This is a genomic window from Acetobacter sp. (assembly GCF_022483985.1).
GTDB lineage: Bacteria > Pseudomonadota > Alphaproteobacteria > Acetobacterales > Acetobacteraceae > Acetobacter.
On the sequence record NZ_JAKVME010000001.1, the window covers coordinates 1,450,358 to 1,472,616 of the forward strand.

Annotated in this window: 18 protein-coding genes; 6 read left to right on the forward strand and 12 right to left on the reverse strand. The window is 58.8% G+C overall.

Features of this window, described 5'->3' with window-relative positions; translation table 11 throughout:
• The first annotated feature begins 14 nt into the window (after window positions 1–14).
• A complete protein-coding gene (locus tag LKE90_RS06380) occupies window positions 15–911 on the forward strand; it encodes a LysR family transcriptional regulator (RefSeq protein WP_291492565.1) in 897 nt (298 codons plus the stop codon).
• 76 nt (window positions 912–987) lie between these two features.
• Here LKE90_RS06380 and LKE90_RS06385 read toward each other — a convergent pair whose 3' ends face one another.
• The 6 genes from LKE90_RS06385 to rimP all read right to left on the reverse strand — a co-directional run bounded on the left by LKE90_RS06385 (window position 988) and on the right by rimP (window position 8,383).
• Window positions 988–1,656, reverse strand: a complete 669-nt coding sequence (locus LKE90_RS06385) for a glutathione S-transferase family protein (RefSeq protein ID WP_291492566.1) — start codon at window positions 1,654–1,656, stop codon at window positions 988–990.
• A 528-nt stretch (window positions 1,657–2,184) separates the two neighbouring features.
• Window positions 2,185–2,634, reverse strand: a complete 450-nt coding sequence (rbfA, locus tag LKE90_RS06390; protein WP_291492567.1) for a 30S ribosome-binding factor RbfA — start codon at window positions 2,632–2,634, stop codon at window positions 2,185–2,187.
• A complete protein-coding gene (gene infB / locus LKE90_RS06395) occupies window positions 2,631–5,336 on the reverse strand; it encodes a translation initiation factor IF-2 (protein ID WP_291492569.1) in 2,706 nt (901 codons plus the stop codon). Before infB ends, rbfA begins: the two co-directional genes overlap by 4 nt.
• Window positions 5,333–6,004 (reverse strand): RNA-binding protein, encoded by a 672-nt coding sequence (locus LKE90_RS06400; RefSeq protein WP_291492740.1) that lies wholly within the window; start codon window positions 6,002–6,004, stop codon window positions 5,333–5,335. The genes infB and LKE90_RS06400 overlap by 4 nt, the downstream gene beginning before the upstream one ends.
• A 46-nt stretch (window positions 6,005–6,050) precedes the next feature.
• Complete coding sequence (gene nusA / locus LKE90_RS06405; RefSeq protein WP_291492742.1) at window positions 6,051–7,622, reverse strand: transcription termination factor NusA; 1,572 nt, start codon at window positions 7,620–7,622, stop codon at window positions 6,051–6,053.
• A gap of 149 nt (window positions 7,623–7,771) precedes the next feature.
• Window positions 7,772–8,383, reverse strand: coding sequence for a ribosome maturation factor RimP (gene rimP, locus LKE90_RS06410; RefSeq protein WP_291492571.1), 612 nt, complete (start codon window positions 8,381–8,383; stop codon window positions 7,772–7,774).
• 179 nt (window positions 8,384–8,562) lie between these two features.
• Here rimP and LKE90_RS06415 point away from each other — a divergent pair, with 179 nt between their 5' ends.
• From LKE90_RS06415 to LKE90_RS06425, 3 genes are read left to right on the forward strand one after another with little or no spacing between them, the layout of a single operon-like run.
• On the forward strand, window positions 8,563–9,171 hold the full coding sequence (locus LKE90_RS06415; RefSeq protein ID WP_291492573.1) for a hypothetical protein: 609 nt from the start codon (window positions 8,563–8,565) through the stop codon (window positions 9,169–9,171).
• Between the two features lie 52 nt (window positions 9,172–9,223).
• Window positions 9,224–10,495, forward strand: coding sequence for an AAA family ATPase (locus tag LKE90_RS06420; protein ID WP_291492575.1), 1,272 nt, complete (start codon window positions 9,224–9,226; stop codon window positions 10,493–10,495).
• A 9-nt stretch (window positions 10,496–10,504) separates the two neighbouring features.
• Window positions 10,505–11,479 carry a hypothetical protein gene (locus tag LKE90_RS06425; RefSeq protein ID WP_291492577.1) on the forward strand — a complete coding sequence of 325 codons (975 nt, stop codon included), beginning with the start codon at window positions 10,505–10,507 and terminating at the stop codon, window positions 11,477–11,479.
• Window positions 11,480–11,485: 6 nt separating this feature from the next.
• Here LKE90_RS06425 and LKE90_RS06430 read toward each other — a convergent pair whose 3' ends face one another.
• From LKE90_RS06430 to acnA, 4 genes are all read right to left on the reverse strand, one after another.
• The gene (locus LKE90_RS06430) at window positions 11,486–12,385 is read right to left on the reverse strand and encodes a LysR family transcriptional regulator (RefSeq protein WP_291492579.1); all 900 of its coding nucleotides are present in this window, start codon (window positions 12,383–12,385) and stop codon (window positions 11,486–11,488) included.
• Window positions 12,386–12,582: 197 nt separating this feature from the next.
• Complete coding sequence (locus LKE90_RS06435) at window positions 12,583–14,181, reverse strand: ABC transporter substrate-binding protein/permease (RefSeq protein ID WP_291492581.1); 1,599 nt, start codon at window positions 14,179–14,181, stop codon at window positions 12,583–12,585.
• Complete coding sequence (locus tag LKE90_RS06440) at window positions 14,178–14,972, reverse strand: amino acid ABC transporter ATP-binding protein (protein WP_291492583.1); 795 nt, start codon at window positions 14,970–14,972, stop codon at window positions 14,178–14,180. Before LKE90_RS06440 ends, LKE90_RS06435 begins: the two co-directional genes overlap by 4 nt.
• Before the next feature lie 31 nt (window positions 14,973–15,003).
• Window positions 15,004–17,697, reverse strand: a complete 2,694-nt coding sequence (acnA, locus tag LKE90_RS06445; RefSeq protein ID WP_291492744.1) for an aconitate hydratase AcnA — start codon at window positions 17,695–17,697, stop codon at window positions 15,004–15,006.
• 232 nt (window positions 17,698–17,929) lie between these two features.
• Here acnA and ccmA point away from each other — a divergent pair, with 232 nt between their 5' ends.
• Together ccmA and ccmB are read left to right on the forward strand one after the other, a co-directional pair.
• Window positions 17,930–18,586, forward strand: coding sequence for a heme ABC exporter ATP-binding protein CcmA (ccmA, locus tag LKE90_RS06450; protein ID WP_291492746.1), 657 nt, complete (start codon window positions 17,930–17,932; stop codon window positions 18,584–18,586).
• A complete protein-coding gene (gene ccmB, locus LKE90_RS06455) occupies window positions 18,583–19,251 on the forward strand; it encodes a heme exporter protein CcmB (RefSeq protein WP_291492585.1) in 669 nt (222 codons plus the stop codon). Before ccmA ends, ccmB begins: the two co-directional genes overlap by 4 nt.
• A 115-nt stretch (window positions 19,252–19,366) precedes the next feature.
• Here the strand turns inward: ccmB and LKE90_RS06460 are convergent, their stop codons facing one another.
• Window positions 19,367–20,656, reverse strand: coding sequence for a hemolysin family protein (locus LKE90_RS06460; protein WP_291492588.1), 1,290 nt, complete (start codon window positions 20,654–20,656; stop codon window positions 19,367–19,369).
• Between the two features lie 102 nt (window positions 20,657–20,758).
• Window positions 20,759–21,955, reverse strand: coding sequence for an adenosyl-hopene transferase HpnH (gene hpnH, locus LKE90_RS06465; protein ID WP_291492590.1), 1,197 nt, complete (start codon window positions 21,953–21,955; stop codon window positions 20,759–20,761).
• Between the last annotated feature and the right edge of the window lie 304 nt (window positions 21,956–22,259).

Here is a 22,259-nt window from a genome sequence, read left to right on the forward strand (position 1 = left end):
ATAGGGAGGGTGCCGTGGACCGGATTGATCTGTTACGTGTGTTCATTCGGGTGATGGAAACAGGGAATTTCTCCCGTGCCGCCGGCTCCCTGAACTTGCCCCGTTCCAGTGTTTCAACCGCTATCCAGCAGCTTGAGACAAAGCTGGGAACACGGCTTTTCTCCCGCACAACCCGGCTTGTCTCGCCCACGACCGATGGGAAAGTGTTTTATGAACGGGCCTTGCAACTGGTTGCCGATATGGAGGACATGGAAAGCCTGTTTCAGCAGAAACGCGGCTCTCCGCGGGGGCTTCTGCGCGTCGAGATGCCCGGTCGTATCGGCCGCCTGATCGTCGCGCCGGCGCTTCCCACATTCCTTGCCGCCTATCCGGAAATCGACATCCAACTGGGTGTGACGGATCGCTCCGTCAATCTGATGGAAGATGGCGTGGACTGCGCCCTACGGGTCGGCACGCTGGCGGATTCCAGCCTGATTTCGCGGCATATCGCGGATCTTCAGGTGATCAATGTCGCCAGCCCGCTCTACCTGAAGACTCACGGCATTCTGCATACTCCGCAGGATATTCCAGACCATCAGGTTATTCGCTACGCCTCCCCCGCGACAGGACGAATCGAAGAATGGGAATGGGTTTACCGCGGCGAATCAAAGACCTGTCCCGTGCAGGGACGTGTCACGGTCAATAGCGCAGAAGCCCTTATTGCCTGCTGTCTCGCCGGGGCGGGCCTGATGCAGATCCCGGCTTACGACGTCAGAAATCACCTCATCAGTGGTGAACTGGTCGAGGTCCTGACAGAGTGGCGGGCTCCCCCCTTACCCCTGACGTTTCTCTATCCGGAGAGGCGTCACAGGTCTTCAAGGCTTCAGGTTTTCGCAGACTGGATCAGTGAACTACTGAAGAACCAGCTTTGAACCTGTCAGCTTCAGCAGGGCAGTTTCGTGGTCCGACACAATGGGTTTTTCAAGGAAAAGCTGATCCTGACGTGTTTTATTCAATAGTCTCGAAAGCATCGACCAACCATTCTCTGGGCTCGCCTTCGGCCTCCTCATACCATCGCTCGACCAGAGGATGTCTGCGAACAGCTTCAATATAGGCCCGCGACACATCAGAGACATCAACCTCATAGCTGAGAAAACGCGCGACAATCGGAGCAAAGGCAACGTCTGCATTGGTGAAGCTATGACCGAAAAGATACGCGCCCTCTCCACCGAAACGATGCCGCGCTTCCGCCCAGATTGAATCAATGCGAGCAATATCTTTTGTGACAGCTTCCGACAGAGGTTCTTTAAGAGGGCGTTGGATTCTTCCCAGATTCATCGGCATCGCAGAGCGGACACCCTGAAATCCTGAATGCATCTCAGCAGAGATGGATCGCGCCATCGCACGCGCGTCTCTATTTTCAGGCCAGAGTTCTGGCTTTAGTTCCGCGCAGTATTCCGCAATTGCGAGACTATCCCATACCTTCACAGTCCGATGTTCCAGAAAAGGAACTTTGGCATTGGGAGAAGCATGCGCTATCCGCACGCTACTGTCCGGCTGACGGAGGGGTATGACTTCTTCCGATACGCTCAGGCCAGCCAGTCTTACAGGAAGCCACCCTCGCAGGGACCATGAAGAATAACGCTTGGTGCCTATGACAAGGCGGCCTTCACTCATCTGAACAATCCCACATTATCGCTGTATGGACTGGGATAGCACCAATTGTCCCCAATCCGCAGCCGGAATTGCGTATGTTTTTCAAACAGACAATATCCGTGAAATGTCGCCTGTAGGCCACGCCAATACACACGCTTGTTCCATCTGGCTTGTTGCAGAGGGAGTTTGCTTGCCGTTTTTAATGAAACGCAAAGGCGAAAAGAAAAATTTCTTATGTAATACTCACAATGTCACACAACAGGCGGCATCTGTGAACAATCGTTCCCAAAGGACACCACACAGCAAAAATCAATGAGAGCTTCTACTGCTCATGACGATGTCCCTCTGGTCTCCTTCATCAGAAAGAATGCGGACAACCAGAAGCTTTTTCATCACTGAAATCAGACGGATGCAATATCCCGATCGCATTCATCCATTTGCAACAGCCAAAGTAAGAAAACACACAACGTCTTCTAAAAAATCCGGAGGAAGAGCCGTCTTTCAGCTTACAAGCAAACCGTCATCACACGGTTTTCCACCAGACTGACGTCAGCTTTCTTCATCCTCATCCAGATCTCTCTGGACTTCTGGCCGACGCAACAGGGCATCAACCTCCATTGCATAGTCGAGAGCCGTATCCGGCTGGAAATGGATTTCCGGAGCGATACGCAGACGGAGCGTGTGTGATAGCTGTGTCCTGAGATAAGGGGCTACACGCTTCAGGGCCGGAAGGAGCTTTTCGACATCCCCTTTCCCCAGATCGGAAACGAACGCCGTGGCGTGCTTCAGGTCAGGAGAAATACGGACTTCCGTCACTGTAATGGTCACGCCGGAAAGTTCCGGATCACGGAATTCGGTCCGGGCGAAGACTTCCGCCAGTACGCGCCTGACCTCTTCCGCGACGCGAAGCTGTCGCTGGGAGGGACCGGATGCGGCGAGGCCGGCGAGTTTCCCCGCCGGCCCCTTTCCATCCGAACGTCGGCTGGAACCCCGGCTCACGCTGGCACCAGTTCCATCTCGAAGCACTCAACCACATCTCCCTCACGCAGATCGTTGTAACCTGCGAAGGAAAGACCGCATTCATAGCCACGAGCCACTTCCTTGACATCGTCCTTGAAGCGTTTGAGCTGGCTGAGATCGCCCTCATGGATGACCACACCGTCACGCAGCAGACGCACGCCACAGCCACGCTTGACGACGCCTTCGGTGATATAGCAGCCGGCAACCCTGCCGACCTTGGTGATGTTGAACACCTGACGGATTTCCGCATAACCAAGGAACTTTTCGCGGTGCTTCGGAGCAACCTTACCCTTCACCAACTGCTCGATATCATCAGCAACCTGATAGATGATCGAATAGTAGCGAATGTCCACGCCATCACGCTGCGCCATCTCACGAGCCTGAGACGTTGCACGGACATTGAAAGCGATGATCACGCCGTCGGACGCCTTGGCAAGCTGAACATCGCTCTCGGTGATCTGGCCGACCGTCGCGTTCAGCACGCGGACATCGACTTCCTCATGAGCAAGCTTCTCGACAGTGGTCTTGATCGCTTCCGCGGACCCCTGCACGTCAGCCTTGATGAGGACCGCGACTTCCTTCTGCACTCCGGCCTGAATACGGGCGAGCATCTGGTCAAGCGTTCCACGAGCGGCAGTCTTGCCCGCCGCCGTGTGTTCCTTGATCTTGCGCTGGCGGAATTCGGAAATCTCGCGCGCCCGGTTCTCGTTATCCACGACAACAAAGGAGGAGCCTGCTTCCGGCACGCCCGCAATACCGAGAATCTCAACCGGCATTGACGGTCCTGCCTCAGTGACCTGACGGTTGCGGTCATCGACCAGAGCGCGAACACGCCCCCACTCCGCTCCGGCGACAACGATGTCACCCTTGCGCAATGTGCCCTTCTGGACCAGCACGGTCGCCACCGGACCACGACCCCGATCAAGGCGACCTTCAATCACCGCACCCTCAGCCGCACGGGCCGGGTTTGCCTTCAGGTCAAGAATTTCCGCCTGAAGCAGGATGGCTTCTTCAAGCTTGTCAAGGTTTGTCCGCTTCAGCGCGGACACCTCGATGTCCTGAATGTCACCACCCATGGATTCAACGACAAGCTCGTGACTCAGCAGGTCCTGCCGCACACGGTCGGGATTGGCTCCCGGTTTGTCGATCTTGTTGATTGCAACAATGATCGGCGCGTTCGCAGCTTTCGCATGTTTGATCGCTTCCGCCGTCTGCGGCATGACACCGTCATCAGCAGCCACAACCAGCACCACCACGTCGGTAACCGAAGCGCCACGAGCACGCATGGCCGTAAAGGCCTCGTGACCCGGCGTGTCGATGAACGTGATCTTCGCGCCGGAAGCCAGATTCACCTGATAGGCGCCGATATGCTGCGTGATGCCACCCGCTTCTCCAGCAGCGACATCCGTGGTGCGCAGGGCATCCAGCAGGGACGTCTTGCCATGATCGACGTGACCCATGACCGTCACGACAGGCGGACGCGGCTGGAGATCACCTTCCTCGTCCTCAACGCCTTCAATGCCGATCTCGACGTCGCTTTCAGCAACACGGCGAACACGATGGCCGAATTCCTCGACGATCAGTTCGGCTGTATCCGCGTCAATCGACTGCGTGACCGTCGCCATCACACCCATTTTCATGAGCGCCTTGATGACTTCGCCCTGACGGGCGGCCATACGGTTCGCGAGTTCCTGAACAGTAATGGTTTCAGGCAGGATCACATCACGGACAACGCGCACCTGATCGGTCCGCAGGCGTTCGAGTTCGGCCTGACGACGCTCACGCTCACGCTGACGACGCACGGACGCCAGCGAACGGGTCTTGTCGTCATCACCCTCGATTGCAGCCTGAACGTCAATCCTGCCGGTGCGACGTCCTCCGTTATCCTTCTTCGCAGCGCCCGCACCTTTCTTTGGCGGCGCCACAGCGCCTTTACGGGCGGGACCACGGCGATCATCATCACCCTCACGCCCACCACGCAGACGCAGGGTTTCACCCGCAGCGCCAGCAGGCTGCTGGGAAGAAGGCGCTGACGCAGCCGGACGAGTCTGCACAAGCGGCTTGCTCGGCATGATCGCGCGTTCTGCCAATGGACGCAGTCGGCTGGGAGGAGGAGCCAGAGTGACCGTGCCCGGAATGGGTTTATCGGAGACTATCGGACCGCGCTCTTCCACTGGCTGGGCAGCAGGCTTCGGAGCGGCTTCGACAGCGTTATCCTTCGCCTCCTGAACCTCAAGCTCGGCGCGTTCCCTGGCTTCCTGCTCTTCCCGCTCACGCTCCTCGGCTGCCCGGCGCTCATCCTCTTCACGACGACGCGCTTCCTCGGCAGCGGAAAGAATCTGAATCTTTTCCTGCTCAATACGCTGCGCTTCCTTAAGGGCAGCTTCCTTGCGCTGCTCCTCAAGCACACGCTGCCGGACAGCGAGTTCCGCTTCCGTCAAACCTCTCTTGCCCGACTGACGTCCACCGCCAGCACCGCGTCCACCGGACACGCCAGCTTTCGGGGCCGTAGGACCCGGTCGCGCTTTCTTCCGAACCTCGACCTGCACTACCTTCGAGCGACCATGGCTGAAGCTCTGGCGCACAGATCCGGCATCGACCGTGTGTCCTACTTCAGAACGGCCCGCTGGCCGCAGGGACAGACGTCCCTTACCCTGATCCTGATCGTTGCCTTCGCTCATCTATCCGCCTGTTCAACCCGCTCGCCGGAAACTTCCGGCGTCCGCAGAACCGCCACATCGGCAAGCCCTGCAAAACGTTTACTATCCTGCTTCAACCGGTCAGCTAGCGCGCCGGCCCGCAGAGCCGCGTGCACCGTGTGCTCACGACCAAATACTTTTCCCAGTTGCGCAGCATCCAGTGGCTTCACCACAGGAAGGCTGCGCGCGCCAGACAGAAGCCTGACACATTCATCCGGACTTCCATCCGATGCCTGCACGACAAGACCTGCCGAACTCGCCACGATCCATTCCCGGACCTTGGCATAACCGCAGATCGCCTGACCTGCCCGACGCGCGAGGCCAAGCGCATCCGTCACACGACGGAGAAGCCCTGCCTCGATCAAACCAGCCAGATCAGAAGGAATGACAACCTGACATCGTGCGGCCCGGGCAAAGCCCCCGCGAGTCCGTGCGGTTTCTAGCACATCCCGACGCGCACTCAACCAGATTCCCCGTCCGGGCAGACGCGCATCCAGATCAGGCACAACAGTTTTATCCGGCGCCACGACAAACCGTATCATGCTGGAAGGCGCCAGACGCTCACGTGTCACAAGACAACGACGCAGAGGGCCGCGTTCGTCTTCTTCGTAAACATCGTCACTGTCGGGGGAATCACTACCCCCGTTCAGTTCCGCTGTGAACCCGCTATCTGCAGTTGTTAATTCAGAAGGGCGCTCATTGGTGGGTGTCGTGTTCAGAAGACACCTCCTCGACCGACGCTTCCGCATCGGCCTCTGCTGGAGCTTCTTCATCATCGAACCAGTGCGCACGGGCCAGCATGATGATTTCGTTGGCCGCATCCTCGTCGATCGCTTCCGAACCGAGGATTTCCACCAGTTCATCGCCAGCCAGATCAGCGAGGTCGTCGAGCGTCTTCACGCCCTTCTCTCCCAGCGTCACAAGCATCTGATTCGTGAAGGCATTGAGTTCGACGATTTCATCGGTCACGCCAAGCGCGACACGCTTTTCGTCCAGCTCTTCTTCCTTGCGCGTCAGATAGGTCTCCGCACGACGCACCAGTTCCTCAACGACCGAGTCGTCAAAACCTTCAATCCCGACGAGTTCGTCCTGATCGGCATAGGCCAGCTCTTCAATCGTATCGAAGCCTTCCGTCACCAGCAGACCGGCGATCACATCGTCCACATCCAGCGCTTCAACGAAGAGCGCCGTACGACGACGGAATTCTTCCTGACGACGTTCGGATTCTTCAGCCTCGGTGAGGATGTCGATATCCCAGCGGGTCAACTGGCTGGCCAGACGCACATTCTGGCCGCGACGGCCAATGGCGAGACTGAGCTGATCGTCAGGCACGACGACCTCGACGCGACCAGCTTCCTCATCCATCACGACCTTGCTGACTTCAGCCGGAGCCAGCGCGTTGACCACGAAGGTCGCCGCCTGCGGGCTCCACGGAATGATGTCGATCTTCTCGCCCTGCAACTCGGCCACAACAGCCTGCACACGGGAACCGCGCATACCAACGCAGGCGCCGACCGGATCAATGGACGCATCGCGGGAGATCACCGCCATCTTGGCGCGTGATCCCGGATCGCGGGCAACCGCCTTGATCTCGATGATACCGTCGTAGATTTCCGGCACTTCCTGCGCGAACAGCTTCGCAAGGAAAGCTGGGTGCGTGCGGGAGAGGAAAATCTGCGGACCACGAGGCTCGTCGCGCACATCATAGATGTAGGCACGAACACGATCCGAGTTACGGAACGTCTCACGGGGGATCAGCTCATCGCGACGCAGCAGCGCCTCGGCGGAACCGATCTCGACCATAAGGTTGCCGTATTCCGTGCGCTTGACCGTGCCGTTGACGATCTCGCCCACGCGATCCTTGAACTCGTCATACTGGCGCTTACGCTCGTATTCACGCACGCGCTGGACGATCACCTGCTTGGCGGTCTGAGCCGAGATGCGACCGAAATCAATCGGTGGCAGCGGATCGATGAGATGCTCGCCAAGCTGAATTTCAGGCTTGAACTTGCGGGCGATGTGAAGAGGAATCTGGGTCTCTTCATTTTCAACGGTCTCGACGGCTTCCGTCCAGCGGGACAGCCGAACCTCGCCAGTCCGGCGATCGATGGTCGCACGAATATCTTTTTCGTGGCCATATTTGGCGCGACCGGCCTTCTGAATGGCCTGCTCCATCGCCTCGAGAACTTCCTCGCGGTCAATCAGCTTCTCACGAGCAACCGCGTCAGCCACCAGAAGCAGCTCGGGACGTGCAACAGAGGTATCCATACTCATCACAACTCCACGACAGACCAGACGCCGATATCCCCGGACATCAGCCCAATCCCGCAAGCCGAAACCCACCTGAAGAACACGCTCCAGACAATCTCAGGCCTGCATATGATATCAAAAGCCGGGTTTTACCACCCCTGACCGCCTCAATGACGGGTTTTAGACTTCTTTTTTTCAGCCGGAGCCTCTTCCGCCCCTTCATCCTCCTGCACCGCAGGCTTCATCATCGCCTGCGTCGCGGCAATGAGAGCATCTGTCAGCACAAGCCTGGCCTTCTTCATCTCCCGGAACGGAAGAACGACTTCCTCTCCATCATCCAGACGCATCCGGCCACCTTCTCCCGAGACTCCCAGCACAATCCCCGAGAAACGGCGACGTCCGTTGACCGGAATCAGAACCTCGGCTTTCGCCAGATGCCCCGCAAAGCGCTCCCAGTCCTTCGGGCGCGTCAATGGACGATCAATTCCGGCAGAGGACACTTCCAGCGTCCAGTTGCCGGGAATGGGATCTTCCACATCCATGACAGCCCCAACCGCATGGCTGATCTGCTCACAGTCCTCAACCGTGATCAGCGTGCCATCGGCGCGGTCAGCCATGACCTGCACCGTCGGCACTTCACGCCCCAGCACAGACACCCTGACAATCTCGAACCCGAGATCCTCTACAGAGGGTGTGATGAGCGCGGCAATTCGCCCTTCAAGGCCAACATGAGTCGAATGATCTTCGTCCACAGCAAAAAAGGCGACCGAACCGGCCACCCCCCAAAAAAGAGCGAAAATGAAAGGAATGACGTTCGTTTAAGTCACCGGCCATAAAATCGCAAGGTGAAATTGTTTCCCTCTCTGCAAGTCATTTTATTACAATGAATAAAGGTTTGTATCTTTTTCGTTTGCCCCTTGCATCGCTGCAACACCCCATGCCTTAGTTAGAACCGGCAATGACAGCACACTCTCCCTATTCCCCTCAGCGGCAGCCGGAAAAAGACCCCGAGAATCGGGGAACCGGGCTAATGGTCGCCGCCATAGCCGCACTTATGGTTGTGGCAGGCGGCGCGTCGTGGATGGCCAACGGAAACGCGACAAAGGACGGGACGAGTAATCAGCCACCGCTCTCAGCGCCACAGAGCCCGCAGAACGAGATATCGTCCGGCCGACTTTCCGTTGCAGGCCAGTTCGCCTACATCTCGCCCGAAAATGCTCCCGCGGCCCTGAAGCAGGCGGGATATTCACAAGAGGAGCAGGCTTCTATCCTTGCAGGCATCAACCGCCGTGATTACCGGCTGGCCGTCATGCCGCTCTTCGATGCCAGTGGAACGGGAGGCACCATCGCCGTGACTTCCGGCTCCGTCAGGAGGGTCGTGCATCTCACACCCGAACCCCAGCCAATCGTGCTGCCGATCACGATCGCCGGGGAAGTCTCGATAGCCGCGATTTCGCCAACCGGCCCAGCCGGTATCACATCAGGAGCAGTGACGGTCCTCGGACCCGAAGCGCTTCCTTCTCTTCAGCAGGGCGAAACTCTTCCGCTTACGGTAATTGTTCAATGAAAGATCACGTCGCAACGGGCTTCCCTGACCCACGTTTCCGGGGAGATGCCCCATGAAGGGTCTGATTCCCATGCTCAACCGGTTCATGCCGGTCATGATGGTGATCTTTCTGATCCTTGCGAGCATTCAGGCTGCGGCCAGCCTGCATCTTTCACTCGCCTCTCTGGATCATTTCATGAAATGGTGTGCTCCGCTCTGGCCCGTTCTGGCCGCTACCGGAGCCTTCTTCACACTGATGGGTCTTCTTTTTGAAGTACGCTCGGAAAAGCTGGCCCGGAAAGGCCTGCTCCGCAGAAGGGGATGGATGATGGACGTTCTGGCGCGACTCACCAACAGACAGGCACTTGAGGAACTGATGGCGCGCGAGCAGCGCGACTCAGCCATCGACGCGGAAGAGCTGGCCGCCAACCTGCGTGCCCGGGTCATCGGACAGGATCCGGTCTGCGAGGACATGGCCAACCAGCTTCGCCGACGCCTCGCCCTTCAGGTCCGTGGCAAACCGGTTGGCATCTTTCTGCTGGCAGGCCCCCCCGGCACCGGCAAAACCTACCTCGCCAAGCAGTTGGCCCGTCAGCTCGACAGACCGCTCATGCATTTCGACATGACCCAGATGGCCAGCCCCCATGCTGCTACGCAGCTTTTTGGGTCACCGAAAGGCTATGTCGGTTCGGACACTTATGGAAAGCTGACCGGCGGTCTCAAGGATGAGCCGGACTCGGTGGTTCTGCTCGATGAAATCGAAAAAGCCCACCCGGACGTCTTCAAGCAGTTTCTCGTCGCCTGGAACGACGGTTATGTGACGGAAGCCTCGACCGGAGCGCATGTTTCCGCCACCAAGGCCATCTTTATCCTGACCTCGAACATCGCGACCGAGGCACTGTCCGAGATCGTCGCCCGTCTGGGCGATGATCCTGACCGGATGCGCGCCGAGTCGGTGGAAGCGCTGCGTCAGGCCGGTTTCGCACCCGAGGTTCTGAACCGGATTGACCGTATCTTTGTCTTCCGGCCATTACGCGGTCTGGACATCGCCCGCGTGGCCGCGCTGGAAATCGAGACCATAATCGAAAGCTACGGTCTCGCCATCGAGCCTGGGGGTATCGAGCCTTCGATCCTGTTCGACGTCATGCAACGCCAGAGTCGGCTGGGCGACAGCGCGTCGGCCCGTGACCTCGCCCGCTCCATCGAGGATATGGTCAGTGAATCGCTGATCGTCGCCCGCCAACAGGGAGCGAAGATGGTGCGCATTGCCCGTGCTGACGGTGGTATCACAGCTCAGGTGGTGACCGAATCCCTCTCGCCCGCACGTCCTCATCTGACAGCCTGACGGTATTTCATGTCTGCTTTTTCGCGTTTGTGGCGTCGCGCACCTTTATGGCGGCTGTCTCTCGTCAGTATGGTCGCGTTCGGCGGCATCACGGCCCTGTACCCGCCGGACTGGCTCGTCGGTCTCTATTCTCCTCTGGGGAAATTCGCACATCATCCGGCGGCTGTTCCGGACAGCGATACGGCCTCCCCCGAGAATGTCCGAAATGAAACGGGCCAGAACGGTCAGACTGGAAATGATAGTCATGACTACGGGACGGCACAGGGCGCAGTGCCCCCCATTGAAGCTCAACTTTTCGATCTCATGCCTCTGGCAGGACGTCAGCTTCCTCTGCCCGCAGGCATATGGCACCCGGTACTGACCGAGACGAGTGGGCCACACGGAGAGATTTCCAGCAATATTCTCATTCGCACAGATCGAGGTGTCGTGACCGGCGTCATTCTTGTTCAGGCGACAACAGCCAGTGTGCCGTCTTCCGTCATGAGCCCTCACTCCTGCCACGAAAAAGAGGCTTACTTCACACGTAAGCTGGATGCGCCAGCCGATGCCGTTCAGTGCATCGCCACAGGCGTCACCCTCACACCGCAGGGAGATATCCGTTCAAGGGACGACATCAATTGGGCTTTTGGGCGTCTCCAGTTGCTCGGATTCCCCATGCCGCCGGTCTGGGGAGTCGCTTCATGGGATTATGTCGTCAATACGCCTGATGGCGGCAAAAACTTCGAGAACGTCATGATCGCGCTGAGCCCTGCCGACCCCGGGACTGCACGCATAAAAACATCCCTGTCAGACTGGTCTCCCGAAGGGCTGGGAACATCGCCATTTTCCGGACGTTTCATGCAGGATGTGAAGGAATGGCTGACCCGATGGGCCCCTGTACTGATGCAGGGCTACAAGGGAACCTTACAGCCTTCTCCTGACAGAATCCGTCCAGAGGCATCCGATCCCGCGTGGCACGGCACGGCAGCCGCGCTTCCAACCTGAGAGCCGTCAGGTCGGTCCCAGAACGTCCGAAGAAATCTCGATCAGAAAATCCAGAACCGTGCGCGTGCGCAACGGGAGTGTTCTGGGTCCGGTATGCACTGCATAAAGCGGCATTGGCGGCACTTTCCAGCCGGGAATCACTTCGGCCAGTTCTCCTGTTTCCAGCAGATGCCTGACCTGAAACTCAGGCAGGAGCCCTACTCCCACTCCCGCCTGCACGGCATGAAGAGCCGCTTCGCTGGAGTTCGCCCTGAACACCGCCGACGGCGCAACCACGCTCTCCTCTCCTTCAGGATTGAAGAAATGCCAGTCCTGCCGACCACCCCCGTATGTAAAGACCACACACGGCTCACCAGTCAGATCATTGGGATGTTTCAGCGACGATTTCGCCGTAAAATGGCGGGTTGAAGCCACCAGAGACCGCTGCACAGCACCCAGCTTGCGGGCGATCAGCGATCCCTCGGCAATCTCGCCAACCCGGATGGCGAGGTCCAGCCCTTCCTCCACCAGATCACCAAATCCGTCCCGCATGACGAGTTCGACGGACAGGTCGGGATGCCGGTTCAGGAGATCCTTGATCCGGTTCGTCAGATACAGACCAAACGCCGTAGTAACACCAAATCTGACAAGACCGGAGACGGAGGCGCGGCGACGACCCAGCACCGTCTCGGCTGTCTCAAGGATTTCAAGCAGTTCATACGCATGCGGGAGCAGACTGCGACCATCTTCCGTCATCATCAGACTGCGGGTGGTGCGGGCAAACAGCGTGGTGCCGTAATGCGCTTCCAGCAGGGCGATGTGACGTGAGATGGTCGGCTGGCTGGCTCCTGTTTCGCGGGAAACAGCTGAAAATGAGCCCGTCGCGGCAACGCGGACAAAGCTGTGAAGAGCAGAAAGAAGGTCCATCGCGCAATCAGATCAAAGTTGCGCGGCAATCATGAACGTATGTTTATTTATGCACAATGCGTTGGAGTGTGAACCGCACATACCAAAAATGCATTGGCCCGAAAGATGCTATTTAAACAGGCATTTCCGTTGAATGATTTACCACTGGGTCGCCAGCCGGGTGCGAAAAAAATCTTTCACACCCGGCAGTCATCCCGTTAACCGCCCCGTCGCTCGCTGACGGCGAGACGGCGTTCAGCCATTCTGGCAAGGCGCACGAACGGCAGTCCCAGCAGCAGATAGGCCCCACCGACCATCATCCCTGTCCCGAAATAATCGAAATAGGTGGAGGACAGGCGGACATAGGTCTGGCTGAGCTCCGTCAGGGTGATGATGCTGACCAGCGATGAATCTTTCAGCAAAGAGATGAAGTCGTTGGTCATCACCGGCACCACGACCCGGAAGGCCTGCGGCACGACGACATAACGCAGAGCCTGAGCATTCGTCATGTTGAGGGCTGTCGCCGCTTCCATCTGCCCTCGTGCAACCGATTGCAGGCCGGCGCGGTAATTTTCCGCCTCATACGCCGCATAGTTCAGCCCGAGGCTGATGACACCGGCGACAAAGGGAGAAAGCCGGATGCCGATGCCGGGCAGTCCATAGAAAATGAACAGCACCTGAATCAGCAGCGGCGTGCCACGGATGATTTCGATATAGAGCGTCGCCAGCGCCGCAGCCCAGGCGGGGCCATATCGCCGCGTCAGCGCCAGAATAAGCCCTAGCGCCACCGCCAGCACCATCGCACAGGCGGAGACCGCCAGTGTCATGGCAGCGCCCTTACCGATCAGGGGCAGGAAGCTGACATAACGATCAAAACGGGCTTTCCAGCCCTTGGCCGGGGCTGTGGCGGCGATATAGCGCTCCCATTCGGTCGGGGCGATTCCGGGCTGGCTGTGATCACCGGTCCACGCCGCCATTTCCGGCGTCCACAGATTCCAGCGCGCCAGAATGCGGTGCAGCGTGCCATCCGCGACCATCGATTTCAGAGCCGTATCGACCTGCTTGCGCAGTTCAACATTGCCGCCTTTCGGAAACGCGATGCCATAAGAAAGATGACCGACCGGCGGGCCAACGATACGGAAAGCCGGGTCGGATTCGCCGTAATAGAGCGCGATAGGACCGTCGATGAGGATCGCGTCGAGGCGCTTGTTGCGAAGATCCTCGAACATGTTCGATTCTTCGTCATAGCCGCGCACGGTGATGTCGTGGCGCTCGCCCATCATGCGTTCGGCCAGCGTATCCTTCACCGTGCCGATGACATGGCCACCCAGACGTTCGTAAGAATCAAGACCGGCCTGATCGCGGCGCACGACGATACGCTCGGAGGTCATGTAGTAAGGCTGGCTGAAATCGACTGCCTCGATATGCTCCGGCGTCATTTCGATGCCGCAGATGACCATCAGATAGAAATTGCGCTCAAGACCGGGGATCAGACCATCCCAGTCATTCTGCACGAACTGCGCCTCACGTCCCAGACGGCGGCCGATTTCCTCCATGATGTCATATTCGTAACCGCTGATACGGTTTTCGTCGGAGGGATCGTGGAAAGTGTAAGGCACGTTGGAAGTACCGTCAGCACCCCACTTCATAATCGTGGAAGACGGGTCGGTCGCTGCGGGCGTCGTTACCGGCTCCGGCTGGGACTGCTCCGCGGCGGGAGTGCCTTCAGCCCACGCCGAAGCGCCTTGGAAAGCGAACCCAACGACAGCGAAACCGACCAGAAAGCGCGCACGAAGCCGCGAAAGAACGGAAGTCATGCCGAGGCTCCCAGAAGAAAGCGTCGCGTCCGGGGATCGCGCGGGTTGTCATACATCTCGTCAGGGTCGCCGATCTCGATGATCTCGCCACCATCCATGAACACGATCTTGTCGGAGGCGGCGCGGGCGAAACTCATGTCATGGGTCACGACAATCTGCGTCATGCCTTCCCGGTCCAGCGCCCGCATGACTTCGAGCACTTCTTCCGCCACACGCGGATCGAGCGCGGAAGTCGGTTCGTCATAAAGCATCACATCGGGACGCATGGCGAGCGCGCGGGCAATGGCCGCACGCTGCTGCTGGCCGCCGGACAGCGTGGCCGGATAACGCAGGCACGCCGCCTCAAGACCGACCTTGGCGAGCAGTTCACGCGCTTCTGCCTCGGCGACTGCGGGCGAAACCTTCTTCACGACACGCGGGGCAAGCATCACGTTGTCGAGCACGGTGCGATGCGGGAAAAGATTGAACGACTGGAACACCATACCGACATGCGCGCGCAATCTGTGCGCCAGCGCTTCGTCGGAAGCTTTCCAGGGGCCACTTGAACGCCGGATGCTGTCATCAGCGATCGTCACAGTGCCTTCGTCGGGAATTTCCAGGAAATTCAGACACCTCAGAAAGGTTGATTTCCCGCATCCCGAAGGACCGATGATCGAGATGAGCTCTCCCCGTTCAACGGTCAGAGACACTCCATTGAGCACCTTGTTTGAATCGAACGATTTACTGATCGATTCAGCGCAAAGGACCGTTTCTACACAAAAGGCTGGCCCGGAATTATCCGGACCAGCCATTTTGCCATCGTCATGAAAAGACGGAGTTGTATCAGGCAGCTTTCAGCATCCCACGCAAGACGTACTGGAGAATGCCACCATGACGGTAATATTCGACCTCGTCCAGCGTATCTATGCGACAAAGTAGTGACACTTTTTCTGTCGTCCCATCGGCGCGGGTGATGACAAGCGTCACGTCCATGCGTGGCGTGATCTTCTCAAGTCCGATGATGTCGAAGGTCTCGTCGCCCTTCAGATTCAGCGTCTTGCGATCCGTGCCTTCCTTGAAGAGCAGCGGCAGAACGCCCATGCCCACAAGGTTGGACCGATGGATACGCTCGAAGCTTTCGGCGACAACCGCCTTCACCCCCAGAAGCAGCGTGCCCTTGGCAGCCCAGTCACGGGACGAACCCATGCCGTATTCCTTGCCGCCGATGACGACGAGGGGCGTGCCCTTTACCTTATAGTCCATGGCCACATCATAGATGAAGCCCTGCCTGCCATCGGCGAACCTGGAGAGGCCACCTTCCGTCCCGGGGCACATCTCGTTCTTGATGCGAATGTTGGCGAATGTGCCGCGCACCATGATCCGGTCATTACCGCGACGCGAGCCGTAGGAGTTGAAGTCTTTCGGCTCGACGCCATGCTCCATCAGATACTTGCCCGCAGGCGAGTCTTTCTTGATCGAACCGGCTGGAGAAATGTGGTCCGTGGTGATGTTGTCACCCAGCAGGGCCAGAAGACGCGCGCCCGTGATGTTGCTCGTCGTGCTGGCAGGCTCCTCGGCCATGTCCTTGAAATACGGAGGATCCTGAACGTAGGTGGACTTCGTATCCCACTTGTAGGTCTGTGAACCGGTGGCGACCTTGAGATCCTGCCATTCCTTCGTGCCCTTATCCACCGTGCTGTAACGCTTGATGAACTCGTCACGAGAGATGGAAGATCCGATCAGATCGGCCACTTCCTTGTTCGAAGGCCAGATGTCCTTCAGGTAAACCGGCTTGCCATCCTTTGACGTGCCGAGCGGCTCCGTCGTGATATCCTTGCGGATCGTGCCGAGCAGCGAATAGGCCACGACCAGCGGCGGGCTGGCGAGATAGTTCGCACGCACGTTCGGCGAGATACGGCCTTCGAAGTTACGGTTGCCGGACAGCACGGACACGGCGATGAGCTTGTTGTTCTCGATCGTGTCGACAATGTCGTCAGGCAGCGGGCCGGAGTTTCCGATACAGGTCGTGCAGCCATAGCCGACCGTGTTGAAGCCCATCGCGTCCAGATCCGCCTGAAGACCGGCACGGTTCAGGTAATCGGTGACAACCTGCGAACCCGGGGCGAGAGAGGTCTTCACCCACGGCTTCGGCGTCAGCCCCAGAGCCCGCGCCTTGCGGGCGACGAGACCTGCGGCAATAAGCACGGCTGGATTGGACGTGTTGGTGCAGGAGGTGATCGCCGCGATGACGATATCGCCGCTGCCCAGCTCGTAGTTGGTGTTGGCGACCGGGAACTTCTTGTCCTTGTCGGCTTCCGCAACGCCAAGGCCGGTGGTCAGCTCTTTCTCGAACGCAGAAGTCGCCTCGGTCAGAACGACACGGTCCTGCGGACGCTTCGGACCGGAAATGGACGGCACGACCTTGGACAGATCGAGTTCCAGCGTGTCGGTGAAGACCGGCTCAGCCGTTTCCGCCGTGCGGAACATGCCCTGCGCCTTGTAGTATTCCTCAACCAGCTTGATGCGATGTTCGTCACGACCCGTGCCACGCAGGAAGTCGAGCGTCAGGTCGTCAACCGGGAAGAAGCCGCATGTCGCGCCATATTCCGGAGCCATGTTGGCGATGGTCGCGCGGTCGGCCACCGGCAGGTGGTCGAGGGCGGGGCCAAAGAACTCGACGAACTTGCCGACCACGCCCTTCTTGCGGAGCATCTGGGTGACGGTCAACACCAGATCGGTCGCCGTCGCGCCTTCCGGCAGCTTGCCCGTCAGACGGAAGCCGATCACGTCAGGGATAAGCATGGCGATGGGCTGGCCGAGCATGGCGGCTTCCGCCTCGATGCCGCCCACACCCCAGCCGAGAACGCCCAGACCGTTGACCATGGTCGTGTGGGAATCCGTGCCGTACAGCGTGTCGGGATAGACGTAGTCCTTGCCGCCGACATTGGCGGTCCAGGCGACCTGCGCGATATATTCGAGGTTGACCTGATGGCAGATACCCGTGTCGGGCGGCACCACCGAGAAATTCTCGAACGCTTCCTGACCCCAGCGCAGGAACGCATAGCGCTCGGCGTTACGCTCGAACTCCATGGTGATGTTCTTCTGGAGCGCATCCGGCGTGCCAGCAACGTCAACCATGACGGAGTGGTCGATAACGAGATTGACCGGAACCAGAGGATTCACCTTCTCGGGGTTACCCTTCAGCTGCACGATGCCATCACGCATCGCGGCGAGGTCAACCACACCCGGAACACCGGTGAAATCCTGCATGAGAATACGCGACGGCTTGAAGGGGACTTCCTTCGAGCTCTGGGCCTTTTCCAGCCACTCGGCGATCGCCTTGGCGTCGTTCGGCGTGTAGGAGCGCCCGTCTTCGAAACGCAGCACGTTTTCGAGCAGCACTTTCAGGCTTGCCGGAAGACGCTCGACCTTTCCGATGGTCTTCTCGGCCTCCGGGATGGAGAAATAATGGTAGGTCTTGCCGTCAACCTTGAGCTCACGCCCGGTTTTCAGCGAATCGTGCCCAACCGCTTTCATAAAAAATCCCTCCGCGACAACAGCATCCCGCTGGTATGTCGAACCGGTAGCACCTCCAGCAAGCACGGAGGAAGCGCCTTCACCCGGGAAGAGTCCCGAGCCACCGGCTTGATCTCTGATCGGTGCTAGAACATACCGGGAGTACATCCACGCACAAGCGCACCGATGACCACAAGAGCGCGAGCAGAGCGAAAAACTCTTTTCCTGTGGTCACAAACAGGAGAATAGACCCATCCCGGACACCGCCTCTTTTTCCGCCACGCTTGAAGCACGGAACATCACGGTCTTCCGTGGCGAGCGCCTTGTGCTTGATCAGGTCAGCCTTTCCCTTTCGGCAGGCGAGGCGATGATCCTGACCGGACCGAATGGCGCGGGCAAAAGTACCCTGATGCGTGTACTCGCGGGGTTGAGAAAACCTGACTCTGGTGAACTTCTGTGGCAGGGCGAGAATGTCTTCTCCGACCGCATGGCCTATGCCCACAATATTGCCTATCTCGGCCATCAGGACGCCCTGAAGCCGGGCCTGACCCTGACGGAGAATCTGTCCGTCTTCGCGCATGGCGTCTCTCTCCATGAAGCATTCGACAGCTTCGATCTGCGTCCGCTGGCTGACACACCCGTACGACTGTTTTCCGCCGGGCAGAAACGCCGCGCGGCACTGGCTCGCGTGCTTCTCGCGCAGGCTCCTCTCTGGCTGCTGGACGAACCAAGTCTCGGGCTGGACGTCCACTCCGTCGAGCGCCTTGGCGAAGCGTTCCGTCACCACCGGCAAAAGGGCGGCATGATCATCATCACCACTCATGTCCCTCTGCCTCTTGAGAATGCGCGTCACCTGACTCTTGCCGGTGTGCCGGTAGAGGAATGGGCCGGGGAGTTCATCGACGCATGACGCGCCTTTTTCTTGGAATCATCGAGCGTGATCTGCGTCTGGCACTGCGTCACGGGGCGGACACGCTTGGAGCGGTTCTGTTTTTCATTCTCGTGGGCGCGCTGTTTCCTCTGGCGCTTGGCCCCTCGCCCGAACTGCTGCGGCGCATGGCTCCGGGCGTCATCTGGGTCTGCGCCCTGCTCGCTGCGCTACTGCCGCTTGATCGTCTCTTCGGCTCGGAACTGGAAGATGGGTCACTGGACCACCTGCTTCTGACCGGGCTCCCTCCTTCTCTTGTCGCTCTGGCCAAAATGACGGCGCACTGGCTGACGACGGGCCTGCCGCTTCTGATCGCCGCCTTTCCGATGGCGGTCATGCTCAATCTGCCGACACATACTTTTCCTGCTCTGATGGCGGGCCTGATCCCCGGCACCATCGCCCTGTCGCTCTTTGGCGGCATGGCGGCATCTATTGTGCTCGGCGCCAGACGTGGTGGCGTCCTGCTGCCGCTGCTTGTGCTGCCTCTCGTCACGCCTGTTCTGATTTTTGGCGCGGCGGCCGTCGATTCCGCCCGCAGTGGTCTGGTCTGGGCGCCAGATATGGAACTGCTTCTGGCTATTCTTGCCGGAGCATTCCCACTTTGCCCGCTGGCAGCCGGTGCGGGATTACGGGCCGCGGTGGAATAGAGAACGGTTTTTCAGGGCAGACCCAGTCTGGCTGGCCACATTCAAACCTAGAAAATAGCAGATAAACAACGCGTTAGATGAGTTCCACCGGATCCAGAGATTCAGTGGAACTGCCTTAATTTTCCGCCAGCGCCTGCCGACTCGCTTTAACACGGGTCACACGACGCCCTTCCATCTCCAGCACCTCAAACAGCCAGCCGGAGAAAACAACCTTATCCGCCACAGCGGGCACGCGACGCAGCAGGGCGAGAATCAGACCGCCCAGCGTGTGATAATCCCCCTCACCCGGCAGATCGCCCAAGCCAAGCCGGTCCTTCACCTCATCGGCGGGCTCTGACCCTTCAAGAATCACAATGTCACCGGGTTTGACTGACAGCAGGGTGTGCTGACCATGCTCGTTGACCTCACCGACAATCGCATCGAACAGGTCGGAAGCAGTCACGACTCCCTCGAACGAACCGTATTCATCCACAACGAGAGCGATACCCAGCGGGATCGAGCGCATCCGTTCGAGCATATCCAGCGCGGAAATAGAGTCGGGCACGACCACCGGCTGCCTGAGTCCTGCTTCGATCGACACCGGCATCCCGTCGAGCAGGCGGTCCAGCATGTCGCTGGCCAGAATCACGCCGACCGGATTGTCCACTCCGCCCTCGCAGACGACCAGCCGGGAGAAAGTGGTCGCGCGCAGCGTGGATACCAGTACGTCACGCGGCGCATGGCGCTCGATCCAGATGATCTCGTTACGGGGCGTCATGATGGCCCGGACGGGCCGGTCCGCCAGACGCAGAAGACGTTCGATCATCGTCCGCTCTTCATGCTCCAGCACACCGGACTGGGCTCCTTCAAGCAGGACAGCCCGCAACTCCTCTTCGGTCAGTGTCTGGCGATCCGCCACTGACACCCGAAGAAACTTCAGCACCAGATCGGAGGACAATCTGAGAAACCAGACAAAAGGCCGTGCGATCTTGCCCAGCATGTCCAGAGGCCATGCAAGAGCTGCCGCAATCGTTTCCGGATGCTGGAGCGCAAGCTGTTTGGGCACCAGTTCACCCAGCACAAGCATGAGGCCAGTGATCGCGAACACGACCACCACCATGGAAATATCCTCGGCAAACGGCTTCAGTGCCGGAAACTGGGCCAGCCAGGGCGTCAGGGCCGCTTCAATCTTCACGCCGCCGAAGGTGCCTTCCAGAATCGACACCAGCGTCATGCCGATCTGCACCGTCGGCAGAAAGCGCTGCGGATCATCCGCCAGCTTCAGCGCCCGCTCAGCTCCTCTCACCCCCTGACTCTGAAGCATCACGAGCCGGGGCCGTTTCAGTGAAATCAGCGCCAGTTCGCCCATGGCGAACACGCCGTTCAGTATGACGAGCAGCAGAATAATCAGAATGGAAACAGTCATGGCATCCGAACGCAGGGAGCTGGGGCAAAAAGAAAAAAGGGGCAGAACCCATCGGTTCCGCCCCCATATAATGCAGTCTGTGCCGATTATCTAACGCGCAGTTCAATCCGCGGCGTCAGCAGGGACAGCCTTCTCCGCGGCCGAAGCGCTGACCACGGTCGTAACACGTGGCGGCTTGGCCGGCTTCTTGCGGGCAACGATTTCTTCCAGCTTTTCCTCGACCTGCTCGGAATAGTTGTACTGAGCAGGGCGCTGGTTCGCCAGCGAGATTTCCGGCGCCATCGGCTTCTCGGTTTCAGGTCCGAACAGCGCAACCTTGGCGATATGCCACGGACGCTTCACCGCATCCATGACAGCCGTGGATTCATAGCCGGAATGGACCATGCAGTCGGCGCACTTTTCATAGTTGCCCGTGCCGTAGTCATCCCACTTGGTGTCGTTCATCAGTTCGTTGAACGACTTGGCATAGCCTTCACCCAGCAGATAGCACGGACGCTGCCAGCCGAACACGTTGCGGAGCGGCTTGCCCCACGGTGTGCAGTGATAGGTCTCGTTGCCAGCAAGGAAGTTCAGGAACAGCGGCGACTGCGTGAAGCGCCACTTGTGCCCCTTGCCGAGACGGAAAATCTCACGGAACAACTGCTTCGTCTTCTGACGGTTCAGGAAGTGCTCCTGATCCGGCGCACGCTCATAGGCATAGCCCGGCGCGGTCATGATGCCGTCCACGCCCATGGCCATCACTTCATCGAAGAAGGACGCCACCCGCTTGGGGTCCGCACCGTCGAACAGGGTGCAGTTGATGGAGACACGGAAACCACGCGCCTTGGCTTTCTTGATCGCCGCGACAGCACGCTCGTACACGCCTTCCTGACAGACGGACGCGTCATGCATGTCCTTGTCGCCGTCAAGATGAACGTCCCATGAGAAGAACGGGTTCGGCTCGAAATCGTCCATCTTCTTCTCAAGAAGAAGGGCATTCGTGCAGAGATAGACATATTTCTTGCGGTCGATCAGCGCCCGGACGATTTCCGGCATCTCCTTGTGAAGGAGAGGCTCGCCGCCAGCGATAGCGATAACCGGCGCACCGGCCTCGGCATCCGCGTCAAGACATTCCTGAAGGCTCAGACGCTGGTTCAGGATAGCCGCCGGATAGTCGATCTTGCCACAGCCCGCGCAGGCGAGGTTGCAGCGGAACAACGGCTCCAGCATCAGCACGAGGGGATAACGCTGCCTGCGGGTAATATGCTGCTTCACAACATACGCGCCGACCCGGACAGCCTGCATCAAAGGTACCGCCATTACGCTCTGCTCCTCAGGTCGGCGCCTGCACCGACATCCAATCAAGTTGCGGACATAATATGGCCATGTCCGGAAAGAAGAATAGAAACCGTCTCGTGGCTCAGGCCTGCAGACAAGTCATGGCGCGTGTGTGCATCTACGGCACCACGCATTCGGATTGATGCCTATATAATAACCGCCTTCCCGCGCTCAAGTGCAGATTGACGATCTGTTGCAATAAGACCACACCAACAGGCCATTCGGAAAACGACCCTTGCAACGCACACTGAAACACGACCAAGCAGGCCAGACTTTTTTTATCGAT